The 17,053-nt window shown below is 33.4% G+C and carries 10 protein-coding genes, 3 tRNA genes and 3 rRNA genes; 11 read left to right on the forward strand and 5 right to left on the reverse strand.

From position 1 onward, the window contains the following. Window positions 1-46 precede the first annotated feature (46 nt). The 5 genes from AACT_RS05475 to eat all read left to right on the forward strand — a co-directional run bounded on the left by AACT_RS05475 (window position 47) and on the right by eat (window position 5,135). The gene (locus AACT_RS05475; protein ID WP_172125704.1) at window positions 47-760 is read left to right on the forward strand and encodes a sulfite exporter TauE/SafE family protein; all 714 of its coding nucleotides are present in this window, start codon (window positions 47-49) and stop codon (window positions 758-760) included. Beyond that, window positions 757-1,200, forward strand: coding sequence for a GNAT family N-acetyltransferase (locus AACT_RS05480; protein WP_216658223.1), 444 nt, complete (start codon window positions 757-759; stop codon window positions 1,198-1,200). The genes AACT_RS05475 and AACT_RS05480 overlap by 4 nt, the downstream gene beginning before the upstream one ends. 264 nt (window positions 1,201-1,464) lie before the next feature. Further along, window positions 1,465-2,868 (forward strand): ethanolamine ammonia-lyase subunit EutB, encoded by a 1,404-nt coding sequence (locus AACT_RS05485; RefSeq protein ID WP_172125706.1) that lies wholly within the window; start codon window positions 1,465-1,467, stop codon window positions 2,866-2,868. Continuing rightward, window positions 2,868-3,710: an ethanolamine ammonia-lyase subunit EutC gene (eutC, locus tag AACT_RS05490; protein ID WP_172125708.1), complete on the forward strand. Its 843-nt coding sequence runs from the start codon at window positions 2,868-2,870 to the stop codon at window positions 3,708-3,710. Before AACT_RS05485 ends, eutC begins: the two co-directional genes overlap by 1 nt. A gap of 9 nt (window positions 3,711-3,719) precedes the next feature. Then, a complete protein-coding gene (gene eat / locus AACT_RS05495; RefSeq protein WP_172125710.1) occupies window positions 3,720-5,135 on the forward strand; it encodes an ethanolamine permease in 1,416 nt (471 codons plus the stop codon). Between the two features lie 12 nt (window positions 5,136-5,147). Here eat and AACT_RS05500 read toward each other — a convergent pair whose 3' ends face one another. Genes AACT_RS05500 through AACT_RS05520 form a run of 5 tightly spaced genes read right to left on the reverse strand, consistent with a single transcriptional unit; the run spans window position 5,148 to window position 10,063 of the window. Beyond that, the gene (locus AACT_RS05500) at window positions 5,148-6,062 is read right to left on the reverse strand and encodes an AEC family transporter (RefSeq protein WP_172125712.1); all 915 of its coding nucleotides are present in this window, start codon (window positions 6,060-6,062) and stop codon (window positions 5,148-5,150) included. A gap of 6 nt (window positions 6,063-6,068) precedes the next feature. Further along, window positions 6,069-6,563, reverse strand: a complete 495-nt coding sequence (locus tag AACT_RS05505) for a NanQ anomerase/TabA/YiaL family protein (RefSeq protein WP_172125714.1) — start codon at window positions 6,561-6,563, stop codon at window positions 6,069-6,071. An 18-nt stretch (window positions 6,564-6,581) separates the two neighbouring features. Beyond that, window positions 6,582-7,808, reverse strand: coding sequence for a glucose-6-phosphate isomerase (locus AACT_RS05510; protein ID WP_172125716.1), 1,227 nt, complete (start codon window positions 7,806-7,808; stop codon window positions 6,582-6,584). Continuing rightward, entirely contained in the window at window positions 7,808-8,686 is an 879-nt protein-coding gene (galU, locus tag AACT_RS05515; RefSeq protein ID WP_172125718.1) for a UTP--glucose-1-phosphate uridylyltransferase GalU, read from the reverse strand. The genes AACT_RS05510 and galU overlap by 1 nt, the downstream gene beginning before the upstream one ends. Next, window positions 8,687-10,063 carry a phosphomannomutase/phosphoglucomutase gene (locus AACT_RS05520; protein WP_172125720.1) on the reverse strand — a complete coding sequence of 459 codons (1,377 nt, stop codon included), beginning with the start codon at window positions 10,061-10,063 and terminating at the stop codon, window positions 8,687-8,689. 584 nt (window positions 10,064-10,647) lie between these two features. Between AACT_RS05520 and AACT_RS05525 the strand changes: the two genes are divergently transcribed. The 6 genes from AACT_RS05525 (at window position 10,648) to AACT_RS05550 (ending at window position 17,038) form a co-directional block, all read left to right on the forward strand. Then, window positions 10,648-12,164 (forward strand): 16S ribosomal RNA (locus AACT_RS05525). Between the two features lie 103 nt (window positions 12,165-12,267). Further along, window positions 12,268-12,344: transfer RNA gene (locus AACT_RS05530), tRNA-Ile, on the forward strand. A 95-nt stretch (window positions 12,345-12,439) separates the two neighbouring features. After that, window positions 12,440-12,515 (forward strand) — tRNA-Ala (locus AACT_RS05535). Window positions 12,516-12,940: 425 nt separating this feature from the next. After that, window positions 12,941-15,895 (forward strand): 23S ribosomal RNA (locus tag AACT_RS05540). A 279-nt stretch (window positions 15,896-16,174) separates the two neighbouring features. Then, window positions 16,175-16,290 (forward strand): 5S ribosomal RNA (rrf, locus tag AACT_RS05545). The 16S, 23S and 5S rRNA genes sit together here with 2 tRNA genes alongside, the layout of an rRNA operon. A gap of 672 nt (window positions 16,291-16,962) precedes the next feature. Then, window positions 16,963-17,038 (forward strand) — tRNA-Thr (locus AACT_RS05550). Window positions 17,039-17,053: the final 15 nt, after the last annotated feature.

Raw genomic sequence — 17,053 nt, forward strand, 5'->3', positions numbered from 1 at the left:
CTTTATTGGGTATTTTAAACTTTATTATAAAAGAAGAGAGTTACTTATGACAGAGTTATTTTTAGGGATTTTGACATTTCTTACATCAACAATTGCAGCTATTGTAGGAGTTGGTGGAGGAATGATGTTAATTGCGATTTTACCATCATTTTTACCAATAAATGCCCTTATTCCTGTTCATGGGTTGACTCAAATGACAAGTAATCTAAGTAGGGCAGTTTTTGGATATAAAGATGTTCAATATGAAGTAATTCCAAAGTTTTTATTAGGATCATTTTTGGGAATTGGTATTTTTGCATCAATACTAAGTTTTATATCCCTTGAGTATGTTCCCTTATTTATTGGAATTTATATTTTACTTTCTTTATGGTCTGAAAAATTTAATGAAAGAATTAAGAGATATGAAAGCTACTTTTTAGCAGGATTTTTTCAAACAGGTCTTTCTATAATTGTGGGAGCTACGGGCCCTCTTACTATGACTTTATTACTAAAAGATTATAAAAATAAAGATGAAGTAGTTGCCACGAGTGCTGCACTTATGAGTTTAAGTCATATTTTAAAAGTATTTGTATTTATGTATTTTGGATTTGTATTTTTTGATTACATTGGCATAATTATTGCAATGGTAATTGGAGCAATAGCAGGATCTTGGGTTGGAACTAAATTAAGAAATATTATAGATGGAAAGAAATTTACTATAATCTTAAAAGTTTTATTAACAGCTCTTGCAATTAAAGTGATAGTTGGAGTATTTATTTGATAATAAGATTTGCTACAAAAAATGATATTTTTGCTTTATCTGAACTTTTAAGTGAACTTTTTTCCCAAGAGTTAGAGTTTACTGTAAATAAGAAACTTCAAGAAAAAGGCTTACTAACAATTTTAGAAAATGAAAATATAGGAAATATTTTAATAGTTAGCATTAATGAAAAAATAGTAGCAATGGTTAACATACTTTATACAATATCCACAGCTCTAGGAACTAAAGTTGCTATTCTTGAAGATATGATAGTAAGTAAAAACTTTCAAAATCAAAACATTGGTTCTGAACTTTTAAAATATGCAATAGAAGTTGCTAAAAATAAAGGCTGTAAAAGAATCACTCTTTTAACAGATAATGACAATTGCCACGCACACAAATTTTATAAAAAAAGTGGCTTCCAAAAATCAAATATGATTCCTTTTCGAATATTTATATAAAGTTCTTTTTCTATCTTAAATTGCATTATTAATTTTCATTAATTAATATTTCTATCCATTTATTTTGTATATTAATGTTTTTAATATTGATCATAATTTATACAGAAAATTTACTTACAAAAATAAATTAAGGTATAAAATTACATTTTAATTTCATAATTATCTAACAATTATTACATATTTAGTAAAAAATATTAAAGCTATATTAGGGCTATAAACTAATAATACAATTTTATCTTTATATCAGAAAAGGAATAAAATTTAATGAAAAATTCTTATAAATTTATGTTAGGGAATAGAATATACAATTTTAAAAATTTAGCTGATCTTATGGCAAAAGCAACACCTAAACGTTCAGGAGATTTACTTGCAGGTGTCTCTGCTCATTCATCACAAGAAAGAGTTGTTGCCCAAATGCGTTTAGCAGAAGTTCCTCTTAAAACATTTTTAAATGAGATGTTGATTCCCTATGAAGATGATGAAATTACAAGATTGATTATTGATGACCATGATACCGAAGCTTTTAAATTAATTTCACATTTAACAGTAGGAGATTTTCGTGACTGGTTATTAAGTGATACTACAACTGTAGAATTAATTCAAAAAGCAAGAACTGGAATAACTCCAGAAATGGCAGCAGCAGTTAGTAAAATAATGAGAAATCAAGATTTAATAATGGTTGCTAAAAAATGTCCAGTTGTTACGTCTTTTAGAAATACTATTGGTTTACCAAATCAACTTTCAACAAGACTTCAGCCAAATCATCCAACAGATGATGTCATGGGAATTGCTGCAAGTATTTTAGATGGCTTATTATATGGAAATGGTGATGCTGTTATTGGTATAAATCCAGCAACCGATAATGTAGAGCAAACAATAAAACTTTTAAAACTTATGGATGATGTTATTCAAAAATATGAAATTCCAACTCAATCATGTGTTTTAACGCATGTTACAAATACTATAGAAGCTATTGAAAAAGGAGCTCCAGTTGATTTAGTATTTCAATCAATTGGCGGAACACAAGCTACAAATTCTAGTTTTGGTGTGGATTTAAAAATCTTAAAAGAAGCTCATGAAGCTGGCCTTTCATTAAATCGTGGAACAGTTGGAAATAATGTTATGTATTTTGAAACAGGACAAGGAAGTTCACTTTCAGCTAATGCTAATTTTGGATTAGATCAACAAACTTGTGAAGCAAGAGCTTATGCAGTTGCAAAAAAATTCGATCCACTTTTAGTAAATACAGTTGTTGGATTCATAGGCCCTGAATATCTTTTTGATGGAAAAGAAATTACAAGAGCAGGGTTGGAAGATCATTTTTGTGGAAAATTATTAGGACTGCCAATGGGGTGTGATATTTGTTATACAAATCACGCTGATGCCGATCAAAATGATATGGATAACTTATTAACATTATTAGGTGTTGCAGGATGTAACTTTATCATGGGAATTCCTGGAAGTGACGATATTATGCTTAATTATCAAACTACGTCTTTTCATGACGCTTTATATGCAAGACGAGTTTTAAATCTAAAACCAGCTCCTGAGTTTGCAGTATGGCTTGAAAAAATGGAAATATTTAAAAACATGGATAAATGTATTTTAAATGAAAAAATGCCACAAACTTTTTTTAAATCTTTATCAAACGTAATAGGAAGTAAATAATGAATAATTTAGAAAAAACAGATTCAAAATCACTTATTACAGAAAATCCTTGGAATTTATTAAGAGATTATACAGATGCAAGAATTGGATTAGGAAGAACAGGTGTTAGTATTCCAACTTCACACTCTTTAGCTTTTCAATTAGCCCATGCCCAAGCTCAAGATACTGTTCATTTACCTCTTGATATAGAACACGTATATGACCAAATTAATAACAATAATCTAAATCCAGAAAATTTTCTTCCTATTTTATTGCATTCTCAAGCTACAAGTAGAACGATATATTTACAAAGACCAGATTTAGGTCGTAGATTAAATAGTGATTCAATAGAAAAATTAGAAAAAATAAATTTAGACAAAAATGAACCATTTGATTTATCAATTGTAATAGTTGACGGCTTATCTTCACTTGCAATAAAAGAAAATGCTGTTAATTATATTGAAAAGTTATTAAGTGCTTTAACAAATGATTCACAAAAATGGGAAATTGCACCTTTAGTAATTGTTCAACAAGGAAGAGTTGCTATTGGTGATGAAGTTTCAGAATTATTAAAAGCAAAAATTTCTTTAGTTTTAATAGGTGAAAGACCAGGTTTAAGCTCTCCTGATAGCTTAGGTTTATATTTAACATGGAATCCAAAAGTTGGATTAACAGACGCTAGTAGAAATTGTATTTCAAATGTTAGGAGTGAAGGATTATCTTATGAGGAGGCTGTAAAAAAAACAATGTATTTATTAAAAGAATCAAGAAGATTAGAATTATCAGGTGTAAATTTAAAAGATAGAACAACAAGTGATGTAATAGAAAATAATATTAATGAAGAAAATTTTTTAATTAAATAAAGGAAAAAAATGAAAAATGCTCATATAGATGAAAATTATCTAGCTAAAAGACAACTAAAAAGAGGAACTGCTGGTTGGGTATTATTAGCAGGTTTAGGTATTTCATATGTAATTTCAGGAGATTTTGCAGGATGGAATTTTGGTATTGCCCATGCCGGTTGGGGTGGATTTGCAATTGCTGCTGGTTTGATGGCAATTATGTATTTTTGTTTGGTTTTATCATTAGCAGAAATGTCAGCTTCAATTCCTGCAGCTGGTGGTGGATATAGTTTTGCAAGACAAGTAATGGGACCAGCTGGTGGATATTTAACAGGACTTGCAATATTGATAGAATATGCCTTAGCGCCAGCTGCAATTGTTATATTTATAGGTTCTGCAGTTGAAGCTCTTACAGGATTTAATGGGCCATTAGTTTATGCATTATTTTATATTGTTTTCATATCTATTCATTTAATAGGTGCAGGGGAAGCTTTAAAAACAATGATGGTAATTAGTGCTTTAGCCATATTTGCAATTATCGCAACAGCAGTTGCTTTAATAGGAAATTTTGATTCAACAAAACTATTTGATATTGCAGTATCAACAGAAGCAGCGGGGGCTAGTGAATTTTTACCTTTTGGTTGGTATGGTGTTTGGGCAGCACTTCCATTTGGTATGTGGTTATTTTTAGCGGTTGAAGGTGTTCCTTTAGCTGCTGAAGAAGCTAAGAATCCAGAGAAAGACGTACCAAAAGGTATTATTGCAGCTATGATTTTTTTACTTTTTACAGCTGTATTAGTAGTATTTTTATTAGCAGGTGTTGCAGGAGCTGATGCTATTGGTAAAAGTGCTGTTCCTTTAGTTGATGCATTAAATATAAATGGAAATACAACATTAGCAACAACGGTAAATGTTTTAGGATTAGCTGGATTAGTTGCTTCATTTTTCTCAATTATATATGGATATAGTAGATTAGTATTTGCACTTTCAAGAGCAGGATATTTGCCACAATTCTTATCATTAACAAGTAAGAAGAAAACTCCAACATGGGCTTTAATAGTTCCAGGTGTTTTAGGTTTTCTTGCATCATTAACAGGTGAGGGTGATTTAATGTTAGCTATGGCTGTTGTCGGAGCTACAATATCTTATGCATTAATGTCATTAAGTCATATTTTATTAAGAGTTAAAAATCCAGATATGCCAAGACCATACAAAACACCAGGAGGAGTTGTAACTTCAGGTATCGCATTTGTATTATCTTTAGTCGCTTTGACAGGAGTTTATGCTTTTGATCCCAGAGCATTTAACTATACAATTATTTTATATATAATTGGAGCTTTATACTTCTTTATGTATAGTAAAAATCATTTAGTTGCAAAAACAGCAGATGAAGAGTTTGCAATGTTAGAAAAAGCAGAATCAGATTTAGCCCATGAATTAGGTTAATAAAAATCTTAATTAAACAAAGAACTTTAAAAAGAGTATTATAAACAGTGCAGACACTAGCGTTTGCACTGTTATTATACTTGACATTAATCCAATATCTCCACATAATTGACGTGCAAGAATAAAAGAGCTAGGTGCTGTTGGCAAAACTGCGAATAAAACCAAAATTGATAACATCATATCATCTAAACCAAAATATTTTCCAAGAATAAATATGAAAAAAGGAAGAAGTAAATGTTTTGCAATGCTTGAAATAATAAGTTCGCTTTTTGAAGATTTAATCTCTTTTATTACAAGTCCAAATCCAACTGATAAAAGTCCCATTGGAAGAGCTGCTTTACTTAATACTTCAAGTGTATTATTTAGTATTATAGGTAATTGAATTCCAAGAAAATTTATACTTCCACCTACAACACAAGCAATTATTAAAGGATTTGTAATAATAGATTTAAGTAAATAAATGAAATTTAATTTATCATTGCCCACATAAAGTGCAAAAATTGTAATACATAAAATATTTATAAATGGTATTGCAAATGTTAATAAGATTGCTGATAAAACTAATCCATCATTCCCAAAAATTGCTCCTGCAAGTGCTAAAAAGACATAAGTATTAAATCTTATTCCACCTTGAACCACAGAAGTAAATGCAGCAGGATTTGAGGGTTTTATTTTATTTACAATCATAAGAACAATCATTGTAAAAAATATTGCTAAAAGTGCAGATAAAATAAAACCAAAACTATTTTGTGCTTCAAGTGAAGCATTTGATAATTTGAAAATCAAAAGAGCAGGCATTAAAACATAATAAGTTAATTTATCAGCTTGTGGCCAAAATTCATGTGATGGAAATTTTATTCTTTTGAAAAAATACCCTATTAATATAAGTGCAAAAACAGGAATTAAAGCAGAGAAAATTAATGACATAATTTTCTAGCTATTTACAGATATTTTTAAAACAGCTTTTATAACTTTCTTATTTTCATCTAATCTAATACAAGGCATATGAGCATCTTGTGGAAAAAATATTGCAAGTTCATTTTTTCTTATTTTTAAAATTGAAGAATCTTTAGATTGTGAATATTTAGCATAATCTAAATCTTCTTTATAAGCAGTTGTAACTTGAAGATTTGATAAGTTTTCAACTTCCATAATTTCTTCACCCTCAAAAATATATTGAATATCAATATATTTTCTATGTGATTCAAAAAAACAATCTTCTTTATTTTTACTAATATAAGCTTGTTCTAAAACAAAACAGTGTTCATCCAATACTATTTTATTACACTCATCAAGTTCTATATTTAAAAGACTTTTATATTCATCAGAATTTTTGTCTTGAAGTTTATCAATGTATAATAAGGCCTTTTCAAAACTAGGATTATTAATTTGTGCTTTAACTGTTTCTATAGTTCCAAAAATTGCCATTTTATATTTCCTGATAATTTATTTTTTTAGCATTTCTTTAAGAATAATTTTACCACCCTCAACACCTGGTTGATCATAAGTATTAATTCTTAAAAATTTTCCAACGATTGAAGTTAAAAGTTCATAATAGAATAGAAGTTTTCCAATTTCATATTCACTAATATTTTCAATCTCAATTATATCAATTGGAATATCTTTTTTACACTCTTTTACAGAAGCAATTGTAGCATCTGCTTGTTGGTTAATAAGCTCTTTGAAGTTAAGATTATTTATATAATCAAGATCTTCCAATCCAGCAAGAGTTATAGGTGCAATTTTAGTATCATCTTTAAAATCTTTTATTTTTATAAAAGTTAATGTTTTATCAGATTTTCCTTCAACTATTAATTGTAAGAATGAATGTTGATCAACAGGTCCTAAAAGACCAATTGGTGTTAAACCTTGATTTGTATTGTTTATATCAATTTTACCAAGGCTTTCTCCCCAAAGTTGAACATACCATTTATTAAAACCTTCAAGTAATTGAGAATATGAAAAAATTGCATTAATATTATAAACATCTTTAAATTCATAATATGTTCTAGCTTTTTTGATTAAATGGTCATATAACTCATGTTGTTCAAAAAATGAAGTTGAAATTTTCTTCGCACTTCTTAATAATTCATCTATATTAAATCCAGCAAGATATAAAGGAACTAATCCAACATTTGAAAGTACTGAAAATCTTCCACCAACATCTTTTGGTATTTCAAAAGAGTTAATATCATTTGTAGTAGCAAAAGTATTTAATTTACTATCATGCTCAGTAATTACAAGTAAATTAGATTTATCAATTTTTATAATTGACATCAAATATTTAAATATAGAAATAGTTTCTATTGTTGTTCCAGATTTTGAAATAACAATAAATAAAGTATCTTCTAAATTAAGTTGACTTATAGTTCCATTTAAATTAACAGGATCCGTACTTTCAAAAAAGAAAAGTTCTTTTTTAAGTGTCTTACTATGCTGTTTGTTATATTTCATAAAATTATAAATAGCATAAGTCCCTAAAGTACTTCCACCAATACCAATAATTGCAATTTGTTTTTGAGTAAAATTAAGATTATCAAGTCTAATTTTTAAATCAGTAATATCTACATGAGGAAGAGAATAGTATCCAATACTTTCTCTTTCTTTTTTTATTTCACTAAAGATCTCTTCATTACTTAATGATATTTGTGGATAATATAGATTATTTTTCACTACTTAGCTCCAGTTGGTTTCTTAGCTGCTTTTTCTATTTCTTTTTTTGTTTCTTTTTCATAAAAATAGTTCGTTGCTTGAACAAATCCATCAATACTTCCACAGTCAAATCTTTGTCCATTAAATTTAAATGCTAAAACCATACCTTTTTTTGCTTGTGTTAAAAGTGCATCAGTAATTTGAACTTCTCCACCTTTACCAGGTTTTGTTTCTCTAATAATATCAAAAATGTCTGGAGTTAAAATATATCTTCCAATAATTGCTAAGTTTGAAGGTGCAACTTCAGGTTCAGGTTTTTCAACCATGTCTTTTACCATAAAAATTCCAGGTTCAATTTCATTTCCAGCAATAACACCATATTTATTTGTATCTTCTTTTGGAACTTCTTCAATTGCAACAATTGAACAATGATATTTTTTGTATAACTCTACCATTTGTGCTAATACACCTTTTTCAGGAGCATCACAAAGGTCATCTGCAAGAACAACTGCAAAAGGTTGATCACCAATTAGTGTTTCACCACATAAAATTGCATGACCTAATCCTTTCATTTCAATTTGTCTAGTATATGAGAAAGTACATTTAGTAATTACAGCTCTAATTTCATTTAAATAATGTTCTTTGCTAGTACCTTTAATTTGATTTTCAAGTTCATAAGAAATATCAAAATGATCTTCAATAGCTCTTTTACCACGACCAGTTACTATTGCCATTGTATCCATACCAGCTGCAATTGCTTCTTCAACTCCATATTGAATTAGGGGTTTTGTTAAAACAGGTAACATCTCTTTTGGTGTAGCTTTTGTAGCAGGTAAAAATCTTGTACCGTATCCCGCTGCTGGGAATAAACATTTTTTAATTGGGCTATTTTTATTCATTTATCTTCCTTTAATTTCTTCAAATAATTTTATTAATACATCTTCGTATATTTTAGCATTTTCTTTCGTATCTGCTTCAAATCTTGTAACTAATTTTGGTGTAGTGTTACTAGCTCTTACTAATCCCCATCCATTTTCAAATATAACTCTAATACCATCAACTGTAATTATATCCTTAATTTTTGGAAAATCAAGAGGTGGATTTACTAAAGCTTTTTTTAAATCATCAATAATTTTAAATTTTGTCTCTTCTGTAACAGTAATATTAATTTCAGGTGTTGAGTAAACTTGTGGTAAAGCTTCAAACTCTTTATCAAAATCAAATCCTTTATCAATTAACTCTAAAGCTCTAAAAGTAGCATATAAAGCATCGTCAAATCCAAAATATCTATCATTAAAGAATAAGTGTCCAGAAACTTCAGCAGCAAAATCAGCTTTAGTCTCTTTAATTTTTACTTTTAAATTAGAGTGACCAGTTTTATACATAATAGCTTTACCATATGAATTAATTGTGTCATACATAACTTGTGAACATTTAACTTCACCAATAACCGTAGGATTATCAATAAATCTAGAGAAGAATATTGCTAAAATATCTCCTTTAAAATTATATTTTGGGGAAAGTAGGGCAATTCTATCGGCATCTCCATCATAAGCAAAACCAAAATCATAAGCACCAGTTGCTAACTCTTTTTTAATATCTTCAAGAGTGTGCTCATCACTTGGGTCTGGATGATGATTTGGAAAATTTCCATCTGGTTGCTCAAATAAAATTTTATATTGGATATTTAATCTATCAAGTATCTCTCTTAATACAACACCTGCAACTCCATTTCCACAATCAAATACAAATTTTTTATTTTCTAATTTCAAATGTGAAAAATGATTTACAAGATAATCAATATATCTATTTTTACAATCAATAGGAATAGTTACATTATTATCTTCTATAATAGAATCATCATCAAGTATAGTTCTTCCTAGTGCATAAATATCTTCACCAAAAAAAGGATCTTTATTTAATGTAATTTTAAATCCATTATATTCAGGTGGGTTATGAGATCCCGTAATCATTACAGATCCATCACTTTCTAATCCATCAAAATCAGTAAAATTTGCAAAATAGTTTGCTGGTGTTGGTACAAGTCCCATATCTAGAACTTCTAATCCAGCTTCATTAATTCCCGAACTTAACCAATTTTTTAAAATAGGTGAATGAAGTCTTGCATCATAACCTACTGCTATAAACTGTGCATTAGGAACTTTTTTTAATAATGCCTTTGCAAAATGAAAACCAATCTTTTTAACAATGTTCTCATTTAGTTCTTTTTCAAAAATTCCTCTAATATCATATTCTCGAAATATAGATGCACTCATTATATATGTTTCTCCTCTAATCAATAATATATAGTATTAATGATTTTATTTTGTATTTAGATTTTTATAAAAATATATTTTATCGAATTATTATTAAATAAAGTTGTATAAAAAATGTGAATTTAAAAATTTAAAAAATTATCATTGTGATATTAAATCTTGAATACCCAACACAACCCAATAAAAAGCAAGTAAAACCCCAAAAAAACACAAAGAAGAAATGGAATCCAAAAATTTAAGCCAAATTTCAGCTAAAAGGTCTTGACAAACCCAGAGGAATCTATTATAATTCCCGTCCAATTTGACTGGAACGCATCAAACGAAAGTGTGATGGTAACGAGATAGTTTGAATGTGGATGATCTTTAAAATAAATTATAACGTTTATAAAGTAATCTTTGTAAACCGAATATGTAATTCTTGTTGTTTAAATCTGTCAATTTATTCAGATTAAAAATAAGAATAATGTTAAATATATAAAACAAGAAAAGTATGGTAAAACATATTAAACTTGTCTATTAACTTATGAGTGATAATTTTGTAATTAGTAAAATAATACAGAAAAAGTCAAGTTCAAAAGCTTCAATTTATGGAGAGTTTGATCCTGGCTCAGAGTGAACGCTGGCGGCGTGCTTAACACATGCAAGTCGAACGAGAACGGATTATAGCTTGCTATAATTGTCAGCTAAGTGGCGCACGGGTGAGTAATATATAGGTAACGTGCCCCAAAGAAGAGGATAACAGATGGAAACGCCTGCTAAGACTCTATATGCCTTTATGACAAAAGTCAGCAAGGGAAATATTTATAGCTTTGGGATCGGCCTGTACAGTATCAGTTAGTTGGTGAGGTAATGGCTCACCAAGACAATGACGCTTAACTGGTTTGAGAGGATGATCAGTCACACTGGAACTGAGACACGGTCCAGACTCCTACGGGAGGCAGCAGTGGGGAATATTGCACAATGGACGAAAGTCTGATGCAGCAACGCCGCGTGGAGGATGACACATTTCGGTGCGTAAACTCCTTTTATATGGGAAGATAATGACGGTACCATATGAATAAGCACCGGCTAACTCCGTGCCAGCAGCCGCGGTAATACGGAGGGTGCAAGCGTTACTCGGAATCACTGGGCGTAAAGAGCGTGTAGGCGGATAGGTAAGTCAGAAGTGAAATCCAATAGCTCAACTATTGAACTGCTTTTGAAACTGCTTATCTAGAATATGGGAGAGGTAGATGGAATTTCTGGTGTAGGGGTAAAATCCGTAGAGATCAGAAGGAATACCGATTGCGAAGGCGATCTACTGGAACATTATTGACGCTGAGACGCGAAAGCGTGGGGAGCAAACAGGATTAGATACCCTGGTAGTCCACGCCCTAAACGATGTACACTAGTTGTTGTGAGGCTCGACCTTGCAGTAATGCAGTTAACACATTAAGTGTACCGCCTGGGGAGTACGGTCGCAAGATTAAAACTCAAAGGAATAGACGGGGACCCGCACAAGCGGTGGAGCATGTGGTTTAATTCGACGATACACGAAGAACCTTACCTGGACTTGACATAGTAAGAACTTTCTAGAGATAGATTGGTGTCTGCTTGCAGAAACTTATATACAGGTGCTGCACGGCTGTCGTCAGCTCGTGTCGTGAGATGTTGGGTTAAGTCCCGCAACGAGCGCAACCCTCGTCATTAGTTGCTAACAGTTCGGCTGAGAACTCTAATGAGACTGCCTACGCAAGTAGGAGGAAGGTGAGGATGACGTCAAGTCATCATGGCCCTTACGTCCAGGGCTACACACGTGCTACAATGGGGTATACAAAGAGCAGCAATACGGTGACGTGGAGCAAATCTCAAAAATATCTCCCAGTTCGGATTGTAGTCTGCAACTCGACTACATGAAGTTGGAATCGCTAGTAATCGTAGATCAGCTATGCTACGGTGAATACGTTCCCGGGTCTTGTACTCACCGCCCGTCACACCATGGGAGTTGAACTCATTCGAAGCGGGGATGCTAAAATAGCTACCTTCCACAGTGGATTCAACGACTGGGGTGAAGTCGTAACAAGGTAACCGTAGGAGAACCTGCGGTTGGATCACCTCCTTTCAGAGAAATAAGAGTAGATTCGTTTCTACTCTTAAAATATCATAAAGAAAATGGCAAAGATTTTATATATTCGGTTTATAAAGATTATTTAAATAGGTAGTAGGGGCCTATAGCTCAGCTGGCTAGAGCGCTCGACTGATAATCGTGAGGTCCCAGGTTCAAGTCCTGGTAGGCCCACCATGATAATCTTATAATGTTGAATGTTAAATTTTAAATGTTGAATTAATTTTTTTAATTCAAAATTCAGAATTTAGAATTCAAAATTATTAGTCCCAGGGGAATTAGCTCAGCTGGGAGAGCGCCTGCTTTGCACGCAGGAGGTCAGCGGTTCGATCCCGCTATTCTCCACCACCTATTTTAGAGTTCAGTAATCAGAGTTCAGTGCTCAGAAGATAGAATTTAAAGTTCAGTTATAATAATTTAGCTTGAGAGTAAAATTAAATATAAGTTCAAATTAGTTTGAATTTATATTTGATTTTCGAATCAAAACTTTTAGAGAAATCTAAAATGATATTTAAAAATATAATGTTAAAGTCTTTAATTTTTTCGTTTAATTTACGTTCGAAAGAACATAATTTAAAAACAAAAATTTAATTATCTAAAAATTGTTACCTTGAAAAAACTTGTTTTTTTAAGATAATTTGAAATAGATAGAACACAACTAATTTTATTAAGATGTAAGAGTTGATGATTAGATTCATTAATTTAAATATGTTTAATAAGATAGTAGCCAAAGAATAATTATCAAAAATGCGACAGAATTTAATTCTGTTTATTAATAAGCTATTAAGGGCTAATGGTGGATGCCTAGATTGTAAGAGGCGATGAAGGACGTATTAGGCTGCGATAAGCCCCGGGGAGCTGCCAAAGAGCTTTGATCCGAGGATTTCCGAATGGGGCAACCCAGTATAATGAGAATTATATTACCCTACGGGGAGCTAACCTGGTGAAGTGAAACATCTCAGTAGCCAGAGGAAGAGAAATCAAACGAGATTCCGTCAGTAGCGGCGAGCGAACGCGGATTAGGACAAACCCAATGCTTGCATTGGGGGTTGTAGGACCATGATATGAGACTAAAGAAGATAGATGAAATACTTGGAAAAGTGTAGCATAGAAGGTGAAACTCCTGTAATTTAAATTTTCAATAGCTCTAATGGTATCCTGAGTAGGTCGGAACACGTGATATTTTGACTGAAACTGGGGGGACCACCCTCCAATCCTAAATACTACTTACAAATCGATAGTGAACAAGTACCGTGAGGGAAAGGTGAAAAGTACTCCAGCGAGGAGAGTGAAATAGAACCTGAAACCATTAGCTTACAATCATTCAGAGCCCTATGATTTATCAGGGTGATGGACTGCCTTTTGCATAATGAGCCTGCGAGTTGTGGTGTCTGGCAAGGTTAAGTCAAGTACGAAGCCGTAGCGAAAGCGAGTCTTAATAGGGCGAAATAGGGTCCCCATTAAGAACTTTATGTTCTTAATGGGTTCCCTTAGTCAGATGCTGCAGACCCGAAACGAAGTGATCTATCCATGAGCAGGTTGAAGCTGGTGTAAGAGCCAGTGGAGGACCGAACCCGCAGGCGTTGAAAAGTCTTGGGATGACTTGTGGATAGGGGTGAAAGGCCAATCAAACTTCGTGATAGCTGGTTCTCTCCGAAATATATTTAGGTATAGCCTTGTGTTGTAGCATATAGGGGTAGAGCACTGAATGGGCTAGGGCTGCTTACCGCGGTACCAAACCCTATCAAACTATGAATACTATATGTGGAATCACAGGAGTCAGGCGGTGGGTGATAAAATCCATCGTCGAGAGGGGAACAACCCAGACTAACAGCTAAGGTCCCAAAGTCACATCTAAGTGGAAAACGATGTGGAGTTACTGTGACAACCAGGAGGTTGGCTTAGAAGCAGCCATCCTTTAAAGAAAGCGTAACAGCTCACTGGTCTAGTGATTCTGCGCGGAAAATATAACGGGGCTAAGATGTGCACCGAAGCTTTAGATTCGAATTTATTCGAGTGGTAGGAGAGCGTTCTATTCAGCGTTGAAGATGTACCGGTAAGGAGCGTTGGAGCGGATAGAAGTGAGCATGCAGGCATGAGTAGCGATAATTGAGGTGAGAATCCTCAACGCCGAAAACCCAAGGTTTCCTACGCGATGCTCGTCATCGTAGGGTTAGTCGGGTCCTAAGTCGAGTCCGAAAGGGGTAGACGATGGCAAATTGATTAATATTTCAATACCAACATATAAGCGCGATGTGGGGACGCATAGAGTTAGTCGAGCTCACTGATGGAATAGTGGGTCGAAGGACGTAGGCTGTTACTTAGGCAAATCCGGGTAACGTTAGGCCGAGATCTTACAGGCTCTTGACACTCTTCGGAGGAGATGGAGAATCGATGATACTGTCGTGCCAAGAAAAGCCACTAAGTATATTGTATGTTGCCCGTACCGTAAACCGACACAGGTGGGTGGGATGAGTATTCTAAGGCGCGTGGAAGAACCCTGGTTAAGGAACTCTGCAAACTAGCACCGTATCTTCGGTATAAGGTGTGCCTACTTTGGTATAGGAACTTGCTTCCAAAAGCTAGAGAGGTTGCAACAAAGAGTCCCTCCCGACTGTTTACCAAAAACACAGCACTTTGCTAACACGTAAGTGGATGTATAAGGTGTGACGCCTGCCCGGTGCTCGAAGGTTAACTGATGATGTCAGCGCAAGCGAAGCATTTGATTGAAGCCCGAGTAAACGGCGGCCGTAACTATAACGGTCCTAAGGTAGCGAAATTCCTTGTCGGTTAAATACCGACCTGCATGAATGGCGTAACGAGATGGGAGCTGTCTCAACCAGGGATCCAGTGAAATTGTAGTGGAGGTGAAAATTCCTCCTACCCGCGGAAAGACGGAAAGACCCCGTGCACCTTTACTACAGCTTGACACTGTAGCTTGGATATTCATGTGCAGGATAGGTGGGAGGCTATGATATATGGACGCAAGTACATATGGAGCCATCCTTGAGATACCACCCTTGAATATTTGAGTTACTAACTGCGACGAGTCAACCTCGTTCAGGACAATGTCTGGTGGGTAGTTTGACTGGGGCGGTCGCCTCCTAAAAAGTAACGGAGGCTTACAAAGGTTAGTTCATGGCGGATGGAAATCGCCAGTTGAGTATAATGGCATAAACTAGCTTGACTGTGAGACATACAAGTCGAACAGAGACGAAAGTCGGTCATAGTGATCCGGTGGTTCTGTGTGGAAGGGCCATCGCTCAAAGGATAAAAGGTACGCCGGGGATAACAGGCTGATCTCCCCCAAGAGCTCACATCGACGGGGAGGTTTGGCACCTCGATGTCGGCTCATCGCATCCTGGGGCTGAAGTAGGTCCCAAGGGTATGGCTGTTCGCCATTTAAAGCGGTACGCGAGCTGGGTTCAGAACGTCGTGAGACAGTTCGGTCCCTATCTTCCGTGGGCGTAGGAAAGTTGAAGAGATTTGTCCCTAGTACGAGAGGACCGGGATGAACGTACCACTGGTGTACCAATTGTTCTGCCAAGAGCATCGTTGGGTAGCTACGTACGGATGTGATAAGAGCTGAAAGCATCTAAGCTCGAAGCCAACTCTAAGATTAACTTTCCCTGAAGTTCCCAGTAAGACTAACTGGTTGATAGGCTAGATGTGTAAGCGTTGTAAGACGTTTAGCTGACTAGTACTAATAGAACGTTTGGCTTATTTTATATTCTTTGGTTTACTATCTTATTAAATATATGAGAAACGTTATTAAAAGTGAACTGCTTCACTTTTATAGTTTCGGAACCGTAGCTTTTATGCTTATGCATAAGCGCAGGATATATTTAATAAACAAATTGTGTTTTTTTTAGAAAGAACAAAAGACTTTAACATTATTTTTTCTTAACTCTAGCATAGAGTTGAGTGTTAAGTATAATTTACTTAATTTGGGTTTTAATTCAAAATTCAAAATTAAGCATTCAAAATTAAATTTAACACTCAACTTTGCTGGTGGCTATAGAGAAGTGGAAATACCCAGTCCCATTCCGAACCTGGAAGTCAAGCACTTCATCGCCGATAATACTGCCGGGTCCCCTGGTGGAAACGTAGGCCGCTGCCAGCTCTTGAGTTTATTTACTTAAGCTTTTACTTATTCATACTTTAAAAAGTATTTTTAGGTAGAAGCTTTTTTTTTAGTTTGTTTTTTTTGGTTTTATCTTTTTTATTTCTTTTTCTGAGCACTGAATTCTGAGCACTGAATTCTGGTTTTTTACTTAGCGCTTAATACTTAGCACAGGTCTTTAATACACTAATAGACCAATATACACCAATAAACTAACTACATTACTCTACTCTAAATTCTGACTTCTAAGCATAATTTCTAATTACTGTATATAAAATAATCTATTAAGTAACCTTATTATGTCTAATTTATTATATAATTTTAACAATTATAAAGTACAATTAAATTAAAAAGGAAAAAAAAATGGAACCTTTATACAAAGTTAGCAAACACAATTCATATGGTGTATCTATTATTCCAGACGAAAAAGACAAGACTAAATCATACATTATGAGATGGTTATGTAATTGGCGTACAAGTTAATACTGGTACTATTTACAAGAAGTAGTTTACACATTAATTTTAATAGTTAGGCTTTTAAGTCTAACTATTCTTCTTTCTTCTAAACAAACTTTTTTAACTATACTAATTTAGATACTCATTACTGATTTTATAACTCCTTATGCTCTTTTTTGCTACAATTCCCATCCTTTTACATTCCTATTTTTACACGCTTGCATAGCTCCAATGGTAGAGCAATTCCATGGTAAGGAAGAGGTTATCGGTTCAACTCCGATTGTGAGCACCACTTGTATTATTTTTA

Source organism: Arcobacter acticola (assembly GCF_013177675.1).
Lineage (GTDB): Bacteria > Campylobacterota > Campylobacteria > Campylobacterales > Arcobacteraceae > Aliarcobacter > Aliarcobacter acticola.

Coding starts and splice junctions, on each gene's coding strand:
- AACT_RS05520 (WP_172125720.1), bottom strand. CDS start 10,063: ATGAGTGCATCTATATTTCGAGAATATGATATTAGAGGAATTTTTGAA.
- eutC (WP_172125708.1), top strand. CDS start 2,868: ATGAATAATTTAGAAAAAACAGATTCAAAATCACTTATTACAGAAAAT.
- AACT_RS05505 (WP_172125714.1), bottom strand. CDS start 6,563: ATGGCAATTTTTGGAACTATAGAAACAGTTAAAGCACAAATTAATAAT.
- eat (WP_172125710.1), top strand. CDS start 3,720: ATGAAAAATGCTCATATAGATGAAAATTATCTAGCTAAAAGACAACTA.
- galU (WP_172125718.1), bottom strand. CDS start 8,686: ATGAATAAAAATAGCCCAATTAAAAAATGTTTATTCCCAGCAGCGGGA.
- AACT_RS05475 (WP_172125704.1), top strand. CDS start 47: ATGACAGAGTTATTTTTAGGGATTTTGACATTTCTTACATCAACAATT.
- AACT_RS05500 (WP_172125712.1), bottom strand. CDS start 6,062: ATGTCATTAATTTTCTCTGCTTTAATTCCTGTTTTTGCACTTATATTA.
- AACT_RS05485 (WP_172125706.1), top strand. CDS start 1,465: ATGAAAAATTCTTATAAATTTATGTTAGGGAATAGAATATACAATTTT.